Origin of the sequence: Vibrio sp. T9 (assembly GCF_003123985.1) — a bacterium.
Lineage (GTDB): Bacteria > Pseudomonadota > Gammaproteobacteria > Enterobacterales > Vibrionaceae > Vibrio > Vibrio diabolicus.
On sequence record NZ_NIGY01000006.1, the window covers coordinates 266,262 to 289,832 of the forward strand.

At 45.7% G+C, this 23,571-nt stretch carries 18 protein-coding genes; 7 read left to right on the top strand and 11 right to left on the bottom strand.

Annotated elements, in window-relative coordinates:
* Window positions 1-48: 48 nt before the first annotated feature.
* Window positions 49-1,047, bottom strand: coding sequence for a substrate-binding domain-containing protein (locus CBX98_RS14190; RefSeq protein WP_017447736.1), 999 nt, complete (start codon window positions 1,045-1,047; stop codon window positions 49-51).
* A gap of 176 nt (window positions 1,048-1,223) precedes the next feature.
* On the opposite strand from CBX98_RS14190, the gene CBX98_RS14195 reads away from it, so the two are divergent.
* Together CBX98_RS14195 and CBX98_RS14200 are read left to right on the top strand one after the other, a co-directional pair.
* Window positions 1,224-1,556 (top strand): tRNA-binding protein, encoded by a 333-nt coding sequence (locus CBX98_RS14195; RefSeq protein WP_005494151.1) that lies wholly within the window; start codon window positions 1,224-1,226, stop codon window positions 1,554-1,556.
* Window positions 1,557-1,702: 146 nt separating this feature from the next.
* A complete protein-coding gene (locus CBX98_RS14200; protein WP_012841470.1) occupies window positions 1,703-2,299 on the top strand; it encodes an outer membrane beta-barrel protein in 597 nt (198 codons plus the stop codon).
* 38 nt (window positions 2,300-2,337) lie between these two features.
* Here CBX98_RS14200 and CBX98_RS14205 read toward each other — a convergent pair whose 3' ends face one another.
* Window positions 2,338-2,889, bottom strand: a complete 552-nt coding sequence (locus CBX98_RS14205) for a gamma-glutamylcyclotransferase family protein (RefSeq protein WP_109169548.1) — start codon at window positions 2,887-2,889, stop codon at window positions 2,338-2,340.
* A 184-nt stretch (window positions 2,890-3,073) separates the two neighbouring features.
* Between CBX98_RS14205 and CBX98_RS14210 the strand changes: the two genes are divergently transcribed.
* Window positions 3,074-4,258 (top strand): NnrS family protein, encoded by a 1,185-nt coding sequence (locus CBX98_RS14210; protein WP_109169550.1) that lies wholly within the window; start codon window positions 3,074-3,076, stop codon window positions 4,256-4,258.
* Between the two features lie 76 nt (window positions 4,259-4,334).
* Here CBX98_RS14210 and CBX98_RS14215 read toward each other — a convergent pair whose 3' ends face one another.
* The 5 genes from CBX98_RS14215 to CBX98_RS14235 all read right to left on the bottom strand — a co-directional run bounded on the left by CBX98_RS14215 (window position 4,335) and on the right by CBX98_RS14235 (window position 10,688).
* A complete protein-coding gene (locus CBX98_RS14215; RefSeq protein WP_109169551.1) occupies window positions 4,335-5,288 on the bottom strand; it encodes a CorA family divalent cation transporter in 954 nt (317 codons plus the stop codon).
* Between the two features lie 283 nt (window positions 5,289-5,571).
* Window positions 5,572-7,131, bottom strand: coding sequence for a glycerol-3-phosphate dehydrogenase (gene glpD, locus CBX98_RS14220; protein WP_109169553.1), 1,560 nt, complete (start codon window positions 7,129-7,131; stop codon window positions 5,572-5,574).
* 176 nt (window positions 7,132-7,307) lie between these two features.
* Entirely contained in the window at window positions 7,308-8,099 is a 792-nt protein-coding gene (locus CBX98_RS14225; protein WP_006742414.1) for a DeoR/GlpR family transcriptional regulator, read from the bottom strand.
* A gap of 158 nt (window positions 8,100-8,257) precedes the next feature.
* A complete protein-coding gene (gene glpK, locus CBX98_RS14230) occupies window positions 8,258-9,775 on the bottom strand; it encodes a glycerol kinase GlpK (protein WP_006742415.1) in 1,518 nt (505 codons plus the stop codon).
* Window positions 9,776-9,833: 58 nt separating this feature from the next.
* Window positions 9,834-10,688 carry an MIP/aquaporin family protein gene (locus tag CBX98_RS14235; protein WP_006742416.1) on the bottom strand — a complete coding sequence of 285 codons (855 nt, stop codon included), beginning with the start codon at window positions 10,686-10,688 and terminating at the stop codon, window positions 9,834-9,836.
* A gap of 897 nt (window positions 10,689-11,585) precedes the next feature.
* On the opposite strand from CBX98_RS14235, the gene glpT reads away from it, so the two are divergent.
* Together glpT and glpQ are read left to right on the top strand one after the other, a co-directional pair.
* The gene (gene glpT / locus CBX98_RS14245) at window positions 11,586-12,950 is read left to right on the top strand and encodes a glycerol-3-phosphate transporter (RefSeq protein WP_006742417.1); all 1,365 of its coding nucleotides are present in this window, start codon (window positions 11,586-11,588) and stop codon (window positions 12,948-12,950) included.
* Between the two features lie 56 nt (window positions 12,951-13,006).
* The gene (glpQ, locus tag CBX98_RS14250; RefSeq protein ID WP_109169557.1) at window positions 13,007-14,062 is read left to right on the top strand and encodes a glycerophosphodiester phosphodiesterase; all 1,056 of its coding nucleotides are present in this window, start codon (window positions 13,007-13,009) and stop codon (window positions 14,060-14,062) included.
* Window positions 14,063-14,132: 70 nt separating this feature from the next.
* Here the strand turns inward: glpQ and dapD are convergent, their stop codons facing one another.
* The 3 genes from dapD to CBX98_RS14265 all read right to left on the bottom strand — a co-directional run bounded on the left by dapD (window position 14,133) and on the right by CBX98_RS14265 (window position 16,845).
* On the bottom strand, window positions 14,133-15,164 hold the full coding sequence (gene dapD, locus CBX98_RS14255) for a 2,3,4,5-tetrahydropyridine-2,6-dicarboxylate N-succinyltransferase (RefSeq protein WP_109169559.1): 1,032 nt from the start codon (window positions 15,162-15,164) through the stop codon (window positions 14,133-14,135).
* Window positions 15,165-15,493: 329 nt separating this feature from the next.
* On the bottom strand, window positions 15,494-15,790 hold the full coding sequence (locus tag CBX98_RS14260) for a YebG family protein (RefSeq protein ID WP_041852896.1): 297 nt from the start codon (window positions 15,788-15,790) through the stop codon (window positions 15,494-15,496).
* Between the two features lie 128 nt (window positions 15,791-15,918).
* Complete coding sequence (locus CBX98_RS14265) at window positions 15,919-16,845, bottom strand: LysR substrate-binding domain-containing protein (protein WP_046875001.1); 927 nt, start codon at window positions 16,843-16,845, stop codon at window positions 15,919-15,921.
* Window positions 16,846-16,954: 109 nt separating this feature from the next.
* Between CBX98_RS14265 and CBX98_RS14270 the strand changes: the two genes are divergently transcribed.
* A complete protein-coding gene (locus CBX98_RS14270) occupies window positions 16,955-17,929 on the top strand; it encodes a TDT family transporter (protein ID WP_046875000.1) in 975 nt (324 codons plus the stop codon).
* A gap of 74 nt (window positions 17,930-18,003) precedes the next feature.
* On the opposite strand, the gene CBX98_RS14275 is transcribed toward CBX98_RS14270, so the two are convergent.
* On the bottom strand, window positions 18,004-19,827 hold the full coding sequence (locus CBX98_RS14275) for a DUF3413 domain-containing protein (RefSeq protein ID WP_109169561.1): 1,824 nt from the start codon (window positions 19,825-19,827) through the stop codon (window positions 18,004-18,006).
* 252 nt (window positions 19,828-20,079) lie between these two features.
* On the opposite strand from CBX98_RS14275, the gene recC reads away from it, so the two are divergent.
* Window positions 20,080-23,571, top strand: coding sequence for an exodeoxyribonuclease V subunit gamma (gene recC / locus CBX98_RS14280; protein ID WP_109169563.1), 3,492 nt, complete (start codon window positions 20,080-20,082; stop codon window positions 23,569-23,571).

Here is a 23,571-nt window from a genome sequence, read left to right on the forward strand (position 1 = left end):
TCAATAACCTGAGCGGGCTTTCGTTTTCAATTTACAGGTTATCCACCATCAACAACGCTCAACAGAATTTCTTCGTACTAAAGTTGGGCTAAAAATAATGGTTTCGTCTTCAATTTTTTCGTCACGAGATAGCGCCAAAGCCAAACGGGCGGCTCGTTCTGCCATCATCTCGATTGGGTAGCGAATAGTAGTCAAGCTAGGGTGAACAAAGCGGGCGATTAAGCCATCATCGAACCCGACCATAGATACCTTATTTGGTACGTCAATGCCATTTTGATCTAATGCTGCGAGTGCGCCAGCGGCCATGTAGTCGTTGTAGGCCACCACTCCAGTAATCTCCAAAGATTTGGTTAACAGGTTGGTCATCGCAACTTCGCCACCATCACTGTTGGGTTCACCGTATTCGATGTAGCTTTTGGAGAGTTCAATACCATGTTCTTTCAATGCTGCTTGGTAACCTTGCAATCGCTCATCGGTATCTTCGATATCGTGGGATGAGGCAATGCAAGCAATTTTGCGATGCCCGTGACGAATCAAATATTCTGTCGCGAGGAATGCCCCCTTGCGGTTATCAAGGGAAATACAGCGCTCAGCAAGCTCTGGGATATGTCGATTGATAAGCACCATACCTTTCACTTCTTGGGCATAGCCAATTAGCTCCTCATCAGATAAGCCTTTCGAGTGGATGACTATTGCATCGCAACGGCTGTTGATCAGCAATTCTAGGGCTTGACGCTCATCTTCTGGATTATGGTAACCGTTGCCAATCAAGATATGTTTGCCATTTTCGCGCGCGACATTATCGACGGATTTGACCAACGTGCCGAAGAAAGGATCGGACACATCACTCACCAACACACCCATGGTATTTGTGCTTTGACTCACCAGTGCGCGAGCTGCGGCATTGGGTCTGTAGCCCAATTTGCTCATTGCTTTGGTGACCGACTCTACCGATGATTGACTGGCTTTTGGGGACTTGTTGATCACGCGAGAAACCGTTGCGACCGAAACACCGGCTTCTTTCGCGACATCCTTGATCGTTGCCATATAGAACCTTTAGTGGCTAAAAATTTTGACTGGAAGTATTAAACACCCATTGTGTAATAAGTGCAATTTGATAGGGGATTTGCTTTCGGAAATGAGATCTTTACCACTTGTATTTATTAAGCTTACTGATAGTGTAAACGTTATCTTTTTAGTAAAACTTTACTGAGGTTTTAATTATGGAAACTATCGCTTACTCTGATTTTGCCAAACTGGAAATTCGTACCGGAAAAATCATTGAAGTGGCTCGTCATCAAAATGCAGACAAGCTGTACATTGTGCAAATTGATATTGGTGAAAAAACACTGCAAACCGTAACCAGCTTAGTACCTTATTACACCGAGGAAGAGTTGATGGGCAAACAAGTGGTCGTGTTGTGTAATCTTGCCAAAGCCAAAATGCGCGGCGAAACCTCAGAATGTATGTTGTTGTGCGCAGAAACGGATGATGAATCCGAAAGTGTGTTGCTAACGCCAGAAAGAGCGATGCCGACTGGGGTGAGAATTGTTTAGAGTTTAATCAAGCAAACGTTTTATTGTTCGTGTTTATGTTTTGTGTCTCATTTTATAAATAAATCAATAGGAATATATTCAACTCTATTTATAATCTCCGCGCTTTTAAAAACTGTTTAACAGTATGAAAAACATAGGAAATTATAATGAAAAAAGTATTGCCATTATTGGCTTTAGGTGCAGTGGTTGCTTCAGCGTCAGTTCAAGCAAAAGGTAACTGGTATGTTGGCGCAGATATTCTTAACTCTGATCTTGAAGTTGAAGGTCACTCTTACAGCTCTTCAGCTACAGGTTTGGGTATTGCGGTAGGTAAAGAGCTGCAATATTCAGAAAACTTCAAATTGGCTTTAGAAGGTGAGTACATTTACTACGGTAGCTTCGAAGAAAAAGCATCGGGCGCGGGTAATTGGTTAGAAGCTACTGTTGAAGGTTATTCATTCAACCTTAATGCTAAACCTAAGTACCAATTCTCTGGCACTGGTTTTTATGTTGGTGCTGTTGTTGGTCTAGGTGTAACTGGGGTTGATTTAGAGGCAAAATCAAACCTTTCTGGTTTCACTGGTAAGACTGATGGTAGCGATGCTGGCTTTAACTATGGTGCTGAAGTGGGTTATGAATTTGCTTCAGGTTTGGTTGTTTCTGGTGGCTACCGTGCTTCTACAGTAACCATCGATGTTGAAGGTGGTGGCGATCTTGAATTTGATTTTGACAGCCTGTACGTTGGCGTTGATTACAAGTTTTAAGCTCGCATAAGCAAAACATAGATACTAAAAAGGAGCCGTTAGGCTCCTTTTTTGATTAGATTGTCAATCAACTCGTAATGATGCTCTTGCACGCCTGCAAGGTTGCCGTATTTGGGTTGATGGCGGTCATTTTCTTTTGCGTGTTGCCAGCCAATGGTGTGACGCACAAAATGCTCTGCAAACGCATGAGATACTTCCAAGCAACCTGCTAGCACGGTATCGACATAGCTTTGCATGATTGGGCTTTTTACGCACGGTGGTAATGGCTCGTCTTTTACGTAAACCCAGATGCTATGTTCTTGGTTAAAGTTCGCGTCCGTTTCTATTTGTTCTGGCTGAATTTGAATACGATGATAACCACGCTCACGGCGATCGAATTCTGCGAGAGCCTTTTCATTCACTTCGAGTAAAACGCCGTTGACCTGCCCATCGCCTTGGTTTACAACCAGAGGAGACAGAGTGTAGCTGTCATCAATTTTTCCCCAGTAGCGCACCAGTCCATGAGCAATGACGGGAATGGCTTCTCCCGTTTGTCCGGTTAACTTACGTGACGCAGAATTAATCAAACTGCCATAGCCAAATATGTACATCTTCGTTGCATCCCTTAACTGATGGTTGTGTCTCTCACCGTTTATACCTAACCCGTCTCTGAAGCACAACTTTACCTCTTAAGTATAATCTTAACTCTTAACATGTATTTTTTATATATGTTTATGGTAGCATCAATATTGTAGTTGAGTTAACCAGCATCGAGAGACGCTTGAGGGCAAGATAATGCTGAATATCACCGATAAAAAAGTGGAAGAAAAAATCCCCGCATGGCTGCGATTAGGCTTTCGGCCGTTTTTTCTGTTTGGGTCGATTTACGCCATTGTTGCGATCGCGTTGTGGGTGTGGATGTTCCAGAGCGGACAGCCAAACGCATTAACTGTACCTGCATTATGGTGGCACGTTCATGAAATGTTGTTCGGCTTTTCGATGGCGATTGTGGTTGGTTTTGTACTGACTGCGGTACAAAACTGGACTGGCATTAATGGCACCAAGCATTACACGCTTTTGGTCTTATTTGGCTTATGGCTCGCGCCCCGAATATTGCTTTGGACGCCAGCGCCGTTATGGTTAACCAGCAGCATTGAAGCGGTATTTTTACTGTTTGTTGCGTATGAGGTAGGCATTCGTGTTTATCGAGCTAAAGGTTGGCGTAATCTGTTTTTTGTGCCGCTGTTTCTTTTGGCCATTTTTGCGAACTTTGCAAGCTACGCAACAATAAAAGGTATGCCGCCGTTTAGCTCTTCTGCTGTATGGCAGGCGATGTTGTGGTGGTTTACGCTGTTATTGTCGGTCATGGGCGGACGTGTGATTCCATTCTTTACTGCGCGTCGATTTAATTTCGAAAAAGCGCAACCACTGGCTTGGTTAGAATGGTTAGCGAACTTGCCGTTGGTAATGCTATTTGTGCTTAGCTTTTTCCCTGTGACGTTTGCAGAACTAGGTAATCCGTTGATGCTGTTTGCAGGAGTTGCTCAGTTGGTGCGTTTTGTTCGCTGGAAACCTTGGTTAACCCTGAGCGAGCCTTTAGTGTGGTCGCTGCATGCTGCGTATTTGTGTTTACCACTAAGCTTAATTTTGCGAGGCACTTGGGGAGATGCATTTGCCAACCATAACCTGATTCACCTGTTTGCGATAGGTGCATTAGGCGGCTTGATTTTAGCGATGATCGCACGCGTGACGATGGGACATACTGGTCGAATGATCTACAAAGGTCCGAACATGAGCCTTGCGTTTGCGGCGATTACCGCGGCAGCTTTGGTTCGCAGTTTTGCCGTGATATTTGATCCTGCCAATATGATGCTGTGGATTAATATCAGTGGCGGATTGTGGATTGTCGCATTTGGCCTGTTTGTTTGGCGCTTTGGCGTGATGCTTATTACCCCTCGCGTTGATGGTCATCCCGGATAGGGCTCTAATGTGAGTAGAGAAAGAGGAGCCGCACGCTCCTCTTTTCTTTGATTGTTGTTCTTTATAGGATTAGTGCTTATTCGTCTTCGTCGTCCGTTTTATTCGTAAACCCCAAACGTTTGAATAGCCACCACTCTAGAGCAAAGATGATAATTAAAGCGATACAGAACCAGGTGAACGCCATGGCGGATTCCACGCCTGGCATACCGCCAATGTTGATGCCAAGCAAACCTGTTAGGAAGCTGGTTGGCAAGAAAATAGTCGCCACCAAGGTAAATAGATAACTGTTTTTATTAGTTTTCTCGTCACGATGATGTTTGATTTCTTCTTGAAAGAGAGCGACTTCTCCAAGATAAAACTCAAGTGTTTCATTTATGCGCGTAATATTATTGTGGGCGAAGCGATATTGATGGGGCCTTAAAGCCACCAACTCGGACTCTGATTCAACGAGATCACGAATAGCATATTGCTGAGGGCGAATAAAACGTTTGATGGAGATAAGCGCTTTTTGAGTCGCCATATGCTTGTACGTCGATTCATCATTCACATCAAACTGGTTTAACGTCTCTTCAATCGTATCGAGGTAAACGTCTATTTTGCTATTTAATCCTTCAATAATCTGATGAAGTAAACCAGCAAGGCTTTTCGGACCTTTGTGTTCCGCCAATGCTTGACGAATTTCCATGATGGCACGCGATGGGATCTTACGTGTTGAAATCAGTGCGCCTTGAAAATAGAGAATTCGAATACTGAGCATGTCTTCTGGTGAAGCATCGCCATTCATATTGACGCCTCGTAAAATCAACATGAAGTTCTCGTCATCCAAAGGGTGGAAAGACGGTCGGCTCTCGTCGGCTAACAGGTGATCAACAGTGGCACGTGGTACTTGGTTTTGCTCTAGCCAGCCACGAATATCGGGATGCAGCCGTTCACAATGGTACCAATGTTTGGCTTGAATCTGCTCCGCCGTTGTGGATTGCTGAGTTGCTTCTGGGGTTGAAAAATCCCAATGTTCAATCATAAAACCCATTTTCTTTTCCTTGTCTGAGCCTTTCCCCAAATAACTCGGAAAGAGCCTGTTCTTCCACTGCATTTTTTCCGGGAAGTGCATCAGTGATAACGTTCTGAACCCAGCGCCATGAAGTTATTCAGGGATAATTATTTAAATGAGTATGATTGCATTTAACGCTAAATGTCTATGAATAGTTGCTCTTATTTGTAATCAAGTGAAGCAAGCCAAAGTGTGGTGTAAAAACAGCAAAATAAAAAAGCCTGCAGCGAGGCAGGCTTTCTAGTGGGGAGGGGAGGAGCAGTTAGCCAACTTGAGAAAGATTAACCACTTTCTGTTGTAGCTTTTCTTTTAAATAGTCCGATAAAGCCTGCTTTTCTTCATCGTTCATGTACAGACCAAGTTTGGTACGACGCCACAAAATGTCTTTATCGGTCATTGCCATTTCATGGTTCATTAAGTAGTCGATCTCACGTTGGTAAACACCGCCGGCTTGCGATGAGAACGCGTGTCCAAGGTCAGCTTCGCTTGCTGTGCCTTCCATTAAGTTCCAAGTTTGGGTACCAAATTGTGTTACGTAACGAAGAATCAATGCTTCTGGCGCCCAAGCGTATTTAGCATGAATTTGTTTAGCTAATTGTTCACGACTACAGCTGAAGTTACCACCAGGTAGGGTTTGATTTGCCGTCCAGTCGCTTCCCATCTCTGGTAGGAAAGGAGCCAGCTTTTTCATTGCCGCTTCACCCAGTTTACGGTAGGTCGTCAGCTTACCACCAAAGACAGAAAGCAGAGGTGCATGGTCGTATTCCGCATCGAGCTCTAGCGTGTAGTCTCGTGTGATCGCTTGCGGAGAGTCAGATTCATCGTCACATAAAGGACGAACACCGCTGTATGTCCAAACCACATCTTCGCGAGTCAGCTGGTGGACAAAGTGTTGGTTTACGATGTCGATGAGGTAATCGACTTCGTCATCTGAGATTGCCACTTCGCGTGGGTCACCTTTGTATTCCACATCTGTTGTACCAATGATTGAGAACTTATCTAAGTAAGGAATCATAAATACGATGCGGTTGTCTTTGTTTTGAAGAATGTAGGCTTGCGGTTCGTTGTGGATACGAGGAACAACGATGTGCGAGCCTTTGATTAAGCGAATGTTACGAGGAGAGGCTTGCTCTAATCCATCATCAAAGAACTGTTTTACCCAAGGGCCAGCTGCGTTTACTAGTGCTTTTGCTTTGCGTTCGAAACGTTGGTCTGTCATCACGTCATGAATTGTGACATGCCAGATACCACCTTCACGGTGTGCTTTTTCTACGCGGCAGTAGTTACGCACTTCTGCATGGTTTTCGCGAGCAGCCAGAACGTTAAGTAATACTAAACGAGCGTCATCAACCCAACAGTCAGAGTATTCGAAACCGGTTTTCATTTCTGGTTTTAGCAAGCCCGATTTCGCTAAGTTAACGGTTTTGCTGCCTGGTAGAGTCGTACGTTTACCCAAGTTATCGTAAAGGAATAGGCCACAGCGAATCATCCAAGCTGGACGTAGGAATGGGCGATGAGGCAAACGGAAACGCATTGGTAGGGCAACGTGAGGCGCTTTGCGAAGAATAACTTCACGTTCTGCGAGCGCTTCCGAAACCAAACGAAACTCGTAGTGTTCAAGATAGCGTAAACCGCCGTGGATCAGTTTAGAACTTGCCGAAGAAGTAGCGGACGCGAAGTCACTTGCTTCGTATAAGCCAACACTCAAACCGCGGCCAGCTGCGTCTGCCGCAATACCAGCCCCGTTAATGCCGCCACCAATTACGATCAAGTCTAAGGTAGTGGATGAGCTAGTAGTGGAAGCATTTTTTTGTATACTCATAAATTTGACCTCTTGGTGAGCGAACGAGCATTTTGGAACATGATCTAATCCTAGCTTAGGTTTCGTTTGTGATCATCTATTATTTTCGTTTGTGAGCGTTTTGTGTGATTTAGGCACAAAAAAACCTCTGCCTAATTAAGACAGAGGTCATTTGAGAGGCAAATTAATGATTGAAACTACTCGTTTTCGAAGTTTGTCTCGTTCGCTTCAACGACTTCAAGTGGAATTGAAGCTTCTTTTAAAATCGACAAGATTTCTTCTGGTGGCTGCTTGTTGGTAAAGATCATGTTGAGCTGAGCGATATTGCCTAGCTTCACCATGGCATTGCGCCCGAACTTGGTGTGGTCGACGGCAAGAAATACACTGCGGCTGTTGTCGATGATCGCTTGTTTGACCCTGACTTCGTGGTAATCAAAGTCTAATAGCGAGCCATCAAAGTCGATACCACTGATGCCAAGAATGCCAAAGTCGAGACGGAACTGTTTAACGAAGTCGAGAGTGGCTTCTCCAACAATGCCGCCATCGCGACTTCGAACTTCACCGCCTGCTAAGATGACTTTGATCTCTGGGTTGGGGAAGAGAATGGTTGCCACGTTGATATTGTTGGTAACCACGCGTAGCTGTTTATGGTTTTTATTGAGCGCTCGCGCAACCGCTTCTGGTGTGGTGCCGATATCAATAAATAGAGTCGCGCCATCAGGAATGTGCTTGACCACCTCGTCTGCAATGACATCTTTTTCATTGAAGTTGAGCGCTTTACGCGTGTTGTAAGATGTGTTTTCAGAACTGAGAGGGATGGTTGCACCACCGTGATAACGACGAATTTTGTTGTCGTCGGCGAGTTCATTAAGATCGCGTCGGATGGTTTGTGGGCTGACATTGAATCTTTCTACCAACTCATCCGTGCTGACATAGCCTTGTTTTTTCACCAACTCAACAATCTGTTGGTGTCGAGGTATTTGCTTCACTTACCACTCCCTTGTGCATTGGTAACGGCCAATGCTTCAAATTCGAAGCTCTATTGTGCTCGAATTTGCGCGTTGTGAGAAGTAAGCGAGTTCAGGAATCAGGGGCAAAGCGCAAAAAGAGCGCACAAATGGCGCTCTTTTTTCGTATGGAGGTGAGATTAATCTTCTTCGTCGTGAAGCTCAGACCAGGTTTGCGCACATTTCACTGCGCGTTTCCAACCCTTGTAACGACGATTGCGCTTTTCTTCATCATCGTGCGGCTCAAACGTGCGATCAAGCACCGCTTTATTCTGCAACTCGTCAATGCTGTCCCAGTAACCCACGGCAAGGCCTGCAAGGTAGGCTGCACCAAGAGCCGTCACTTCTGTTACTTGAGGGCGGTGTACTTCTGTATTCAATACATCGGATTGGAACTGCATTAGGAAGTTGTTCGCTACCGCACCGCCATCGACGCGAAGATTCGCAAGTTTAATACCTGAGTCGGCTTGCATCGCATCCAGTACGTCACGAGTTTGGTAAGCGATGCCTTCCAAAGTCGCACGGATAATGTGGTTTGAGTTCACACCGCGAGTAAGGCCGACAATCGTGCCACGTGCGTAGGCATCCCAGTATGGTGCGCCTAAACCAGTAAAGGCAGGCACGACATAAACGCCGTTTGAGGTATCCACTTTGGTTGCGAAGTATTCAGAGTCTTCTGCACCGTTTAGGATTTTTAATTCATCGCGTAGCCATTGGATAGAAGCACCACCCATGAATACGGCACCTTCAAGTGCATAAGCAGGCTCACCTTTAGGACCACAAGCCAAAGTTGTCAGTAGGCCGTGCGTCGAAGTGACTTTTTCTTGGCCCGTATTCATTAGCAAGAAACAACCCGTGCCGTAAGTGTTTTTCGCCTGACCCGCTTCAACACACATTTGGCCATAAAGCGCAGCTTGTTGGTCACCCGCAATACCAGAAATAGGAATACGAGTACCGCCTTTACCACCAATGTTGGTCTTACCGTAAACTTCCGATGAGCGTTTCACTTCTGGCATCATAGATGCTGGGATACCAAGTTCATCTAACATTTTCTGATCCCAACATAGATCGTTGATGTTAAACAGCATGGTACGCGATGCGTTGGTGTAGTCGGTCACGTGAACGCGGCCTTGAGTCATCTTCCAAACTAACCAAGTATCGACGGTACCGAACAACAGCTTGCCTGCTTCTGCGTCTTCGCGCGCGCCTTCAACATTGTCCAGAATCCATTTCACTTTAGTGCCAGAGAAGTAAGGGTCAAGCACCAAACCTGTGTTGTCACGTACGTAGTTTTCTAGACCACGCGCTTTTAAATCTTCACAGATGTCAGCAGTACGGCGACATTGCCATACGATCGCATTGTAAACGGGTTTGCCTGTTTCTTTATTCCAGACGATAGTAGTTTCACGCTGGTTAGTAATACCGATAGCCGCCAATTGGTCGCTACGGATGCCAGACTTAGCTAGAGCTTCTACCAACGTAGAGCTTTGTGTTGCCCAGATTTCCATTGGGTCATGTTCTACCCAACCTGCCTCTGGATAAATCTGAGTAAATTCGCGCTGTGCGACGCTTACGATGTTCGCGTCATGATCAAGAATTACTGCGCGAGAGCTTGTCGTACCTTGGTCTAGGGCAACAATGTATTTTTGCTCAGTCATGGTAAGAATCCTTTTGTTTCGTTATTTATATTTTAGTAAATGTTCGAGTGCGTCAGTTTTAAGCTCTAGCTTCTTCTGTTTCTTCTTCCGTCTCACATTGGTTTGGAATTGTACAGCCGTGGCCTTGTTGTGGAAGGTAAGCCGCAATCGCTTTTGGATACAACCAACCACCAAAGCACGCACCTGCAATCGGAGCAAGTAAAGGCACGATAAAGTAAGGAATGTCTTTAGCACCTGTCAGAGCGTAATCCCAGCCTGCGAAGTAAGCGAACAGTTTCGGTCCAAAGTCGCGCGCAGGGTTCATCGCGAAGCCAGTTAGTGGACCAAGAGAACCACCGATCACGGCAATCAAAATACCGATTAACAGCGGGTTCATTGCACCTCGTGCAGCGCCGTTATTTTCATCGCCCAAAGCCAAAATCGCAAACATCAGCACGGCAGTGATAACGAATTCCACAGCAAAAGCGCCAAAGAAAGAGAGGGAAGCATGTGGATAGGTTGAGAAGATACCAGCGGTTGCTAGTGCATCTTGGCTACTGCGGACGAAGTTATGTGCGATTTCGTAGTCGGTGAAAAGGTTGCTGTATAAGCTGTAAACCAACGCAGCAGAGCAGAATGCGCCAAGCATTTGGGCGATGATGTATGGCATCACTTTCGCCTTATCAAAACCATGGAACATAGCGAGTGCGATGGTTACCGCTGGGTTGATGTGCGCGCCTGAAACGCCGGCAGTACAGTAAATAGCGATGGCGACACCTAGGCCCCATACAATACTGATTTCCCATTGTCCAAATGATGCGCCTGTTAGAACCAAGGCTGCGACACAGCCTACGCCGAAGAAGATAAGTAGTCCTGTACCGATAAACTCGGCCAAACATTCTCCGAGCAGAGAGGGGTGTTTGTTCGTTGTCATGTTAAAAGTCCTTTGATCATTTTTGCCTGTCTAGCACGGTACTATTGTGCATATATAAACGTTTTCGAAAACAAACGAGCGTTAAAAATGAGCGTTTGAGCATAAATTTGTTAATCAAAGTCTTCGTTTTTGTTAAATGGCGCATCTTTTAACCGGAAAAGAACACAACGAAAATAATTTATTTGTCACGAGGCCAGTGTTGAGAGCGCTCAAATTACCGATGTGAAAAAGAATGCACAACTGGTAAGAGGAGTTTTGTGAAGCTGCCACGTGCTTGGAGACTTATTGCACAGAACTTGTGTAGCAGTTAACCCTAAAGGAGTAGGAAAATGTCAAATGTATCAAGGGCTAGCAGTGATATAAAAAAATACGCTGTCATGTTTGGACTTTTAGAAAAAATCGTCATCCCATTGATACCAATAGGATGAGTTGAGAAGAGAATAAACGCTGTTAATGTCTTGTGTTTGTGAATCATTGCTTCGGCTTGTATTCAAATAAAAATTGGTTTTTTTATTTCGTTTGATGCTAAACGTGATCGTTTTTCAGCTTTTTAGTTATTAGTTGGTTCGGAGCGAGTAGGGCAGGCGTAAATCGCCCTTTTTACGGTTAGTTTATGTTCTAATTCGAGCCTTTGTTTCAAAGGTTTCGAATTGGAATGCTCAAGTGAGAGGTTTGAACATCAGTTTAATATTAACGAATCTTGAGTAAAGTTGAACGATGATCTAATTAATGCTCATATAATTTACTGTATTTACTTATATTTAATCCATGTGCAACATTTGTCACAGAAATAAAATCCTAACTCCATACAATTCATGAACTTTCGAACGAAGATTTATTTTGTTTCGTTCGCTCCTTTTGTGTTTTTACCATCGCATACAAAATAATGAGGTTCCTATGTTTGGAATATTCAAACCTAAGGCGCACATTGATCGTCTGTCCCCTGGCAGCATCGATAGCACCTACTCTCGCCTCCGTTGGCAACTCTTTATCGGTATCTTTGTTGGCTACGCCGGTTACTATCTAGTTCGTAAAAACTTCAGTTTGGCGATGCCTTATCTTATCGAGCAAGGCTTTAGCCGCGGAGACTTAGGTGTCGCCTTGGCAGCAGTTTCCATTGCATATGGTCTCTCTAAGTTTCTAATGGGCAGCGTTTCAGACCGCTCCAACCCTCGCTATTTCCTTAGTGGCGGCCTACTGATGTCTGCATTAGTGATGTTTTGCTTTGGCTTTATGCCATGGGCGACTGGCAGCGTCACTGCGATGTTCATTTTGCTTTTCTTGAACGGTTGGTTCCAAGGCATGGGGTGGCCCGCATGTGGACGAACCATGGTGCACTGGTGGTCACGTAAAGAGCGTGGTGAGATCGTTTCGGTTTGGAACGTGGCACACAACGTGGGTGGCGGTTTGATTGGTCCACTATTTATTCTTGGCCTGTGGGCATTTAACGATGATTGGCGCACTGCATTTTATGTTCCTGCATTTTTCGCCACGTTGGTTGCTGTGTTTGTTTGGATGACGGTTCGCGATACGCCTCAATCTTGTGGTTTGCCACCGATCGAAGAGTATAAAGACGATTATCCTGATGACTATGACAAGTCGCACGAACAAGAAATGACAGCCAAGGAAATCTTCTTTAAGTATGTATTCAACAACAAGCTGCTTTGGTCGATTGCAATTGCAAACGCATTTGTTTATCTAATTCGTTACGGCGTACTGGATTGGGCACCAGTTTATCTAAAAGAAGCGAAGGATTTCTCGGTAGATAAATCGTCATGGGCTTACTTCTTATACGAATGGGCCGGCATTCCAGGCACGTTATTGTGTGGTTGGATTTCAGACAAATTGTTCAAAGGTCGTCGTGCACCTGCTGGCATCTTATTTATGGTGCTAGTGACCGTTGCAGTGATGGTTTACTGGTTTAACCCTGCTGGTAACCCAATGGTGGACATGATGGCGCTGATTGCAATTGGCTTCCTAATCTATGGTCCGGTTATGCTGATTGGCTTGTACGCACTTGAGCTCGCTCCGAAGAAAGCCGCTGGTACTGCTGCTGGTCTTACTGGTTTATTTGGATACTTAGGTGGGGCAGTTGCCGCAAACGCGATTCTGGGCTACACGGTAGACCACTTTGGCTGGGATGGTGGCTTTATCATCTTGGTTGGTTCTTGTATTACTTCTATTGTGTGTTTGATGTACGCCTTCTTAGGTGAGCGTGCGCACCACGAGCAAAAAGAGCGCGAAAAGGAAGCGCTAGCGTAATATTTATTTAAAGAGGCAGTGGAATACTGCCTCTTCGCTTTATCAAGGAAATAACAATGAAAACAAAGTCAGTATGTCTTACTTTTTTAGCACTTAGCCTCTCAGCTGGTGCGATTGCAAAACCACTTGTAATTGCACACCGTGGCGCATCGGGTTACTTGCCTGAACACACGCTAGAAGCCAAAGCGCTTGCTTACGCAATGAAACCTGACTACATAGAGCAAGATGTGGTAATGACGAAAGACGACCAGTTGGTCGTGTTGCATGACCATTATCTCGATCGCGTAACGGATGTTGCGGAGCGTTTTCCTGATCGTGCACGTAAAGATGGTCGTTATTACGCGATTGATTTCACTTTGGCGGAAATCAAATCCTTGCGAGTAACTGAAGGCTTTAATATCGATGACAAAGGCAACAAAATAGCGGGCTATCCAACCCGATTCCCTATGTGGAAATCTGATTTCACCGTGCCGACGTTTGCTGAAGAGATTGAGCTGATCCAAGGCTTAAACAAAACGCTGGGTTATGACATCGGTATTTACCCAGAAATTAAAGCGCCTTGGTTCCATCGTCATGAAGGTAAGGACATTTCTAAAGCAGTACTTAAAGTCTTGAAGCAGTACGGTTACGGCTCTCAAGACGACAAAGTCTACCTTCAGTGTTTTGATGCGAATGAACTTCAACGCATCAACAGTGAACTCATGCCTGCAATGGGCATGGACTTAAAGCTCGTTCAGCTTATGGCTTACACGGACTGGAACGAAACTATGGTGTACAAAGGCGACAAGGCAACACCATACAGTTATGACTGGATGTTCGAAGCCGACGGAATGAAGAAAGTAGCGAGTTACGCGGAAGGAATTGGACCTTGGAAGCCGATGCTGGTGGATGATAAGTCAACCAAAGACAACATCATCATTAAGCCGTTGATGATGGCTGCAAAAGACGCTGGCTTGCAAGTGCATCCATACACGTTCCGTGCCGATCCAGGACGTATTCCTGCGTACACGGACAGCTTTGAAGGCATGATGGATGTGTACTACAACCAAGTGAAGGTGGATGGTTTGTTTACTGATTTCCCAGATAAAGCAGTCAGCTTTTTAAATCAGTAATCACGCATTTTGCTGTAAGCTAAAAAATCCCCCAACAGTTTCCTGCTGGGGGATTTTTCTTAACTATTTATTAGTTGTTTTTATGCAATTCGCTGTTCAGTTCAACTGCGCTCTTGTTTGCAAGACACTCGATTTGACCTGTTACAGAGTTACGACGGAACAGTAGGTCAGAAACACCAGCAAGATCGCGAGCCTTAACCACTTCGACTTCTTGACCTTCAGAATCTAGCATGAGTACTTTAGAGCCAGCGGTTACGTACAGACCTGATTCGATAGTACAACGGTCACCCATTGGGAACCCAAGACCTGCGTTTGCGCCTAGTAGAGAGTTTTCACCGATGGAAACCACCACTTTACCGCCGCCAGATAGTGTACCCATGATAGATGCACCGCCACCGATGTCTGAACCGTTACCAACAACCACACCCGCAGAGATACGGCCTTCAACCATGCTCACGCCAGTAGTACCCGCGTTGAAGTTGATGAAGCCTTCGTGCATAACAGTTGTGCCTTCGCCAACGTGTGCGCCAAGACGTACGCGAGAAGTGTCTGCGATACGAACACCAGTTGGTACCACGTAGTCCACCATTTTAGGGAACTTGTCTACGCAATCTACGCTTAGCGTACGGCCAGCTAGGCGAGCTTCGATTTGACGCTCAGCCAGCTCAGGTAGGTCGATTGGGCCTTCGTTAGTCCATGCGATGTTGTGTAGTAGACCGAAGATGCCATCCAGTACTGTACCGTGTGGCTTAACTAGACGGTTAGAGATAAGTTGAAGTTTTAGGAAGCCTTCAGCAACAGATTGTGGCTGTTCATCTGTAGCTAGAATAACCAGTACAAGCGGCTGTGCTGATTCTGCTGCTTTGGTTGCGAAAGATGCGTTTGCTGCATCGCCGCTTGCTTCGAAAGCCGCCGCAAGTTCTGCGCTTTGTGCTGCAGAGATCTCGATAGCTTGGTTGCCTTGTTCGTAACCTGCTACTGCTGCTAGTGCGTTAACAAGCTCTTCATTTGGGTTAAGAACTGGGTTTGGAAAAAACGCTTCAATGATTTTGCCATCGCGGTTTTTAGTCGCTGTACCAAAGGCTAGAGAAAAGAAAGCCATAGTTGATCTCCATGTGTTGAGTCTTGTGTCTCGTCTGTTCACTGACAAGAAATAATTAAGTTGTCAGCCATCATAATGAGAGTGCTAGGGAGTTTAAAGAGGGGAAATAGATAAAGTCTGTAGATGGATACCTTTTGTCTTTTGGGAGATATGTCTGTCTGATGAGAAATGTGGTTGTGAGGTGGTCAATTAGCAGGTGTTTGTTGAAATGAAAGAAGGCGATTTGTCGTATCTGTGCTCGAAAGAAAGGGCGATCTTTCCATGATGATGTGTGCCTTCAGATACAAAAAACGCCACATGATGCGGCGTTTCTTTAACAAATGAGAGGCTTATGCAGCGTCTTCTTGCTTATCTTCTTCTACAGATTCAAGCTTTTTTGCTTTCTTTGGTGCCGGTTTGCGTTTTGCACCCAGTGCGTAAAGCACTTCTTCTTTGTTTTGAGCGAGGTACATCGCAAGATCTTCTTGCTTACCTTCGTCTTCTAGAAGTTCACTTTTACCTAGCAGCGTGAATAGTTCGTCTGCCATGTCTAGCATTTTATCGTATGCGTCAGCTTCCGCTTTAGAGGTAAAAGTCATTTTCTCTTCTCCATTGCGTTCTACCACGTACTTGACGATTACAGCCATGGTTGGTCCCCTAACTTGGTGTATTGATACTGGCTTTTTATACAGTTTTTGACCAGTTAAGTCTAGCGACAAGCCTAAGAATGAGAGACACGTACAACTAACTGACCAGCATTTAAACTATCTCCGTTTCACTTGGAGGGCGTATTCTCTAGATAAAGGTTATTTGGTCGTTCCCAATCTTGGCAAAATTCGATAAACGTTCTGAGTAGTGGGCTTTGGTATTTCTCTTTGTGAACCAGTAGCCAGAAGCGACGTTTCATATCTAAAGGCATGTCGAGCAGTTTTACGCGGCCGTCACGAATAGCAGGTTCTGCAGACAAACGTGACAAGCAACCTAAGCCCAGCCCAGCAGATACTGAGTTGATCAACGCTTCGGTGGTATTGAGCTGAAAAGCTTCATGCCAATGTTCCAAGCGCGGCGCGACAACGCGCATAAAAAATTCGCGTGAACCAGACCCCGCCTCTCGCAATATCCATTCGCTGTTTTCTAGCTCGGTTAAATTTACTGGCCCTTCGTGCGCGGCTGGGTAATCTGGCGCGCAAATCACGCACATTTCATCTTCGCTAAACTGGGTGGACTGCAATTCAGGGTGAAGTGTTTTGCCTTCAATTAGGGCGATGTCTAACTCGTAATCGGTCAGCATGTCGCAGATTTGTGCAGAGTTAGAAATAAACAGGCTTTGAGAACGATGGTTCGTTTGCTGACGAAATTCGCTAAGCAAATAGGGCGCGACTTGGTTGCCAATGGTGTCACTGGCACCAATGCGAAGTTGGCCCGATAGCGCTTGGTCACCATCGAAAATGCTCTCGATGTCCTTGGCTCGGTTGAGTAATTCATCCGCCAGTGGCAGCAGTTTTTGACCTTCTTGGTTCAAAATTAGTCGGTTATTAACACGATCAAACAAGTGATGGCCGATCTGCTTTTCTAATTCTGAGAGTGCCATGCTCACAGCGGCTTTTGATAAAAAGAGACTATCAGAAGCTGCTGTGAGCGTTTTGTGCTGCGTGATCGTCGTAAACACTTTCAGTTGTTTAAGAGAAATGTGACTTGCCATACCCCACCGTTAAGTAATTTTGAACGTTTGTTTTAAATAATTAGATATATCGGAACGAAGTGCAAGCGTATTATACGCTCCATCAAGAGTGAGTCTGGTTGAGGTCATCATGATTCAAAGAACAAAAGCAAAAGTAATGGGAGCACCAACTCCGATGGCGGGTTTGGCTCTTGGTATTGCAAGCTTAGGCTGGAGTTGGGAGAACTTCGCCGAATTACATGGCTACGGACAGTGGATTAGCGCGGGTATCGCGAGCATATTATTGGCTATATTGGCAACCAAGTTTTTGCTACATAATCATCTATTGAGACAAGATCTTGCTCATCCGGTTGTGGGCAGCGTGGTTCCGACATTTGCGATGGGGACTATGGTGGTATCGAACTCTCTCGGCCATTTTTACCCATTGGGTGGTGATGTGCTTTGGTTGATTGCGGTGGTTCTGCACATCGTGTTCTTGGTGAGCTTTGTTTACCATCGCGCCAAAGATTTTGAATTACACCACATGGTTCCAAGTTGGTTTGTACCGCCAGTGGGTATCATCGTTGCGGATGTGTCTTTCTCTGGCAACCCGATGTTAGCACCAGTGGCACAAGGTGCATTGATGTTTGGTATGGTGGCGTACGCGATCATGTTGCCGATGATGATTTACCGTTTCATGTTTACCCATGAAATTCCGGATGCAGCGAAACCAACAATGGCAATCATGGCAGCGCCAGCAAGTCTATCATTGGCAGGGTACTTAACGGTCACTGCGACACCATCACCAGTGATCATCGCTATGCTATTTGGTATCGCGGTATTGATGACGGCCATCATTTACCTCGCATTCTTTAAATTGCTTAGACTGCCATTTAGCCCAGGCTATGCGGCGTTCACTTTCCCGATGGTGATCGGTGCGACGGCGCTGTTTAAAATGGCGAATTGGATGGAGTTGCAAGGATTGGCTGCGCACTATGTTCAACAAGTGCGAGGCTTAGCTGGTCTTGAGTTGATTGTGGCAACATTTGTTGTCTCTTATGTGGCTTTACAATACATCAACAACTTATTGATTCAGCCACGCTTGATGCACGCTCATCACGCTTAAATAGCAGATAGGAAAAAGCCTCTTGGTCTTACAACCAAGAGGCTTTTTTATTTCAATCGGCGTCGATGTTGGCGCTAGCCTTTTTTGTAAAATCGCGACATCTCATCCAGAGAATGACGAATGATATCGACAGGAACTTTCTGTTCTTTCTCGACTTTTAACTGGCGATTCAGTTGCTGAGAGTGCCCGCCAGGATTGACCACAAGCATCAGTTCTTTGCCGACCAATGCATAGTTGTAGTAGCTGCCAGCAATATACCAATCGCGAGGGGCAGAGCTATCAAACAAGTTATGACCAACACTGTATGAACTCGTTGTGCCTTGAACGTCAAACAGCGTATTCATCATGGTTGGCACGACGTCAAAATGGGTCGTGCGGTAATCAATTTGCTCTGGTTGACGATTTGGCATGTACACGTAAAGAGGAACATGTACTTGAACGTCACTGTAGTTACCCGTGTGGCCCCAATAGTTCATCTTATGGTCGTTAAACTCTTCACCATGATCAGATGAAATCACCACAATGGTGTTGTCTAAGTCGACGTTTTTCAGCACATCACCAATCAAGCTATCGATGTAGTACAACGAGTTCTTGTATCGATTGTGGTAAAGCGAAGCGTCAAAATCGTTGTTGAGCAAAATGTGGTCAACGCGTTCCCAGTATGGTTTGAATTTCGCAAATTCAGGTTCGGGAAATACTGTACCGTGGGCGGCATCGTAGAACAGAAAACCAAAGTACGGTTTGTCGCTGTCCTGTTTTTGAAACTCGATGAACTTGTCTGTGATCTGCTGATCGCGCTCGACGGCCGTTTCTCCAGTTTGTCTCAGAGTCAAGTCCGACACTTTTTTGAATACCGTGCGAGAAAGTGGCGGGCTGGTGAGCGGTGCTGAGCCAAAAATGCCCATGCGGTAGCCTTCTGCTTGCAGCGTATCCATAAAAACAGGAGAGCGTTGGCTTGCGTAAAAGCTTTCCCAGTAGGTCGCTGGCAAGCTGTAAAACAGGCTGAAAATACCCGCTTGAGTTGAGTTGCCGCCGCTCATATGTTGTGTGAAATTCACTGTCTTTTCGGCGAACTTACTGACATTTGGCATGACTTCCGGCGTCGCATCACTGTAGCGCCACGCGTCAACCAAGATAAACAAAACATTGGGCTGTTTCTCTTTGCTTTGCACTTGAATGGGCGCAAGCGGGTAGTTGAGTGAGCTACGTTCAATGTTGGTTAACTCTACGCGGTTCTTCGATGCAATGTTCTCATCCACTAGGTCGTGTTTGTAAATAAATTTACGAGCCGTCAGCGGGTAGTAAAGTGGCCAGTTATTCGCAAACTGACTGACTTCATCGTCGTAAAGCGCGTTTTTGTACGCATGAATCATCTGTGTGCTGAGCAATACAGCAAACCAGACGCTGATCAAAACGAACTTAGCTCGGCTTTGTGCCAGTTTATTACTTACCCAAACGGTACAGGCGAGCCCGATCACCAGAACGGCAACTTCACTGACGAAGATAAGCCAACTCATCCACGAAATATCGAAGACATCACCACCTCCTTCGAAAAACATACGGATTAATAGGGCGTTGATGTGAAGTTTGTATTGCTGAAAAACGAGGATATCGACTTTAAACATGATCAATAGACAGATCGCTATAGCGACCACGATGCCTTTGAATGCTCTAGTCGGTAGAAAAGAGAGCAATAAACTCAACAACATAAATGGAAGAGCGATCAAGCCCAGCCAGCCATATTGAGTCGAAACCAAATAGTAACCTTGCAACAAGGTTAGCGGTTCATTCTGATTGTTAGACAACACAAAAGGATAACAAGCGATCGACAGATACACAGCAAAGCAAGCAAAAAAAGCAATCAGCCAAGCGCTGTTGGAAGACAGTTTGCGAAACATACTTTTTGTTTGTTTATAAATTATGGGTAGTGGGAGTATAAAACAGTGTTTTTTATTATGGAATAGTTGCGACGAATGTCACGTTTTGTATGGAAGTGTCAGACTTGATTGACATGTGAAAATTAAGAAGATTCATACTCTATTTGAGTGATATATAACCTTTTGTTTTTTCCGAACGCGAGATCACTGCGGGTTTAAATGGGGCTGTGCTAAGCTAGCTAACAGTTTCAATCGGCGCTCGGTATTCCCAATTTGTTTACTGTTTATCACTCCAACCAAGTTGACGTTCTTAAATCACTCCTTGTCGAACTGATTCGAATCAGTCCGCTAGAAAACCCGTTCGAAAAAGAACAAATTCTGGTTCAAAGTCCGGGCATGTCTCAGTGGCTAAAAATGGAATTGGCCAAAGAGTTTGGTGTTGCCGCGAACATTGATTTTCCGCTCCCTGCTACCTTCATTTGGGAAATGTTTACGCAGGTGTTGCCAGACGTGCCAAAACGCAGTGCGTTTAACAAAGAAGCGATGACGTGGAAGTTGATGCATCTGCTTCCGGGGCTTCTCAACCAAGAGGTGTTTTCGCCGTTAGCGCAGTACCTCAAAGATGACAGTGACCACTCTAAGCTGTATCAGCTGGCTGAGAAAATTGCCGATATTTTCGATGGTTACTTGGTGTATCGTCCGGAATGGATCGCAAGTTGGGAAGCTGGGCAGAGTGTGCCAGAGCTGGAAGATGAGCATCCGTGGCAGCCGATCCTGTGGCAAGCGTTGTACGATCACACTGTGTCATTAGGACAGTCTCCTTATCACCGTGCCAACCTTTATGAGCACTTTATCGACACATTAGCGAGTTTTAACTGCAATTTTGACCATTTACCCAAGCGTTTGTTTGTTTTTGGTATTTCTTCGTTGCCGCCTCGCTATATGGATGCGCTAAAAGCAATTGGTGAACACATCGACGTGCATCTGATGTTCACCAACCCTTGTCGTTATTACTGGGGTGAAGTTCGAGATCGCAAATATCTGGCTCGTTTGGCGGCGAAACATCGTCAGCATGTTGTGTGGCAGGACGATCACTCGGAAGTGCAAGGTGAAACTGAGCAACTGAAAGGATCACTGGAAGATAATGTGATCGATGAGCTGCACACCGATGTGGTCGGAAACAGTCTGTTGGCATCCATGGGTAAACTCGGGCGCGACAATATGTATCTGTTGTCTCAGCTGGAATCTCATGAAATTGAAGCCTTTGTTGATGTTGAGCGCGACAGTCTGCTCCATCAATTGCAAGCGGATATTCTCAATCTTGAAGAACATCAAGATGACCAACAGATTGAAAACAGTCATCACAAACAAGTGGTTAGCTTGGGTGATAAATCACTGAGCCTACACGCTTGTCACAGCCCGATGCGTGAAGTGGAAGTGCTGCATGATCAACTGTTGGCGATGTTCGATGCTGACCCAACGTTAAAACCGCGCGATATTATCGTGATGGTCGCGGACATCAACGCTTACAGCCCTGCGATTCAGGCGGTCTTTGGTAACGCGCCGGGTGAGCGTTTTATTCCATATTCGATTTCTGACCGAACTGCCGATCAAGAGAGCCCAATTCTGGCTGCATTTATGCAGTTGGTGAACTTACCCAATACGCGCTGTTTGGCATCAGAACTGCTCGAACTTCTGGAAACTCCGGCGATATTAAAGCGTTTTGAACTCAGCGAAGATGATTTCTTACAAGCCAAACAATGGGTTGAAGAATCGGGAATTCGCTGGGGGTTGGATGCCAATACCGGACGCGAATTTGAACTGCCGGAAACCCGTCAAAACACATGGCAATTTGGTATTCAACGCATGTTGCTTGGCTACGCGATGCCAGAATCCGCAGGTTTGTTTGAAACCGAGCAAGGCAGTTTGTCTCCGTACAACGAAGTGCAAGGCATGGGCGCAGAGCTTGCGGGCAAGTTGGCACACTTTATCCAACAAATTAGCACTTATCGAAGCAAACTTTCTCATGTTCAAACTATCGATGGTTGGCGAGAGACTTTGGTTTCACTGCTGGATGACTTCTTCTCAGTTGAGTTAGAAGGCGAAATGGCGCTCAAATCCATTCGCGATACGCTCAGCCAACTCAAAGAGCAATTGGCTGATGCCGCATTTGATGATGCGTTATCGCCGTCGATCATCAGCCAGTACCTTCAAAACAAATTATCTGGCACACGAGTCAGCCAGCGCTTCCTTGCTGGTCAAGTGAACTTCTGTACCTTGATGCCGATGCGGTCTATTCCGTTTAGAACCGTTTGTCTACTGGGGATGAATGACGGCGTGTACCCACGCTCCATGCCGCCAGAAGGCTTTGACTTGATGACAGGAAGAACCAAACCGGGCGACCGTTCGCGCCGAGATGATGACCGTTACCTATTCCTCGAAGCGATGTTGTCTGCACAGCAAACGCTCTACATCAGTTATGTTGGCCGTTCAATCCAAGACAACACCGAGCGAGTGCCTTCGGTACTGGTTTCTGAGCTGATGGAATACTGTCACCAAAACTATTGTTTAAGTGGTGATGAAGCGTTGCCCGTTGATGAGTCTGGCGACAACTTATTAAATGCGTTGGTGAATACCCACGCCATGGTGCCGTTTAGCCCAAGTGCGTTCCAAGGCATGCACGCCAGCTACGCGAAAGAGTGGATTCCAGCGGCATTGACTCAAAGTAGTCAATCGCAAGGCTATGTTCGTCGTGATTTTAATCGGGCATTAGACGACTATCTGTTAGGAGCGACGTTCCCACTTGAGCTCGACTTAGTCGAGTTGCAACGTTTCTGGCGCTTACCTGTGCAGTACTTTTTCAATCGTCGTTTAAAAGTAATCTTTGAACCGCCACTGCCGGTGATGGAAGACGACGAACCCTTTGTTTTAGGTGGTTTGGAAAGCTATCAAATGCGTGATGAGCTGCTAGAAACCTTGCTTGAAACGACATTGATACAGCCAGAGAAAAAAGCAGAAGTGCTTAAACACTTTATGAGTCAACAGCGCGCGCAAGGCAAACTTCCGGTGGGAGCGTTTGGTGATATCGAATTTGAAACCAACCGAGTTCAGGCGGAAGAGCTGGTGGACAAACTGGCGTTTTTATCTGGTGCGCCTCAAGACGATCTGGAAATCGACCTGACGTTTGATTCCTTGTTTGAGCGAAATGAAGGCGAAGAGAAAAACGTTCGCCTGACTGGTTGGCTAACTCAATGCTACCAATCCGGTTTGATTCGCTATCGAAGCGGTAAGATTCGATCGCAGGATTACCTTGCTGCGTGGATCGATCATCTTGCTATGTCGGCGTCGGGTCATGCTAAGAAAACCCATCTGATTGGCTACGATCGTAAAGAAGGCGCGCTGCATTTGATCTACCCAGAAATTGCCGATGCTCAGTATGCCAAACAGCTACTGACTGAATTAGTTCGCTTGTTCTTCGAGGGTATGACTAAGCCTTTGCCTTATTTCCCGAAAACGGCGTTGGCTTGTGTTGAAGCGGGCTTTAGCCGCGGTCAGTGGGTCGATGACGAAGAGAAATCTTTGAAGAAAATGGCTGACGCATTCAATGATGGCTTCATGAGCCCGGGCGAAGGCAATAACGCGTACATCTCTCGAATTTGGCCTGCTTGGAATGATGAGTTGGCCTCAGAGGTTCGCTTGCTGACAGCATTAGTTCTGCAAGGTGCGCGCTTAGCGGTTCAAGACGCCGATGACGTAAAAGCGTAA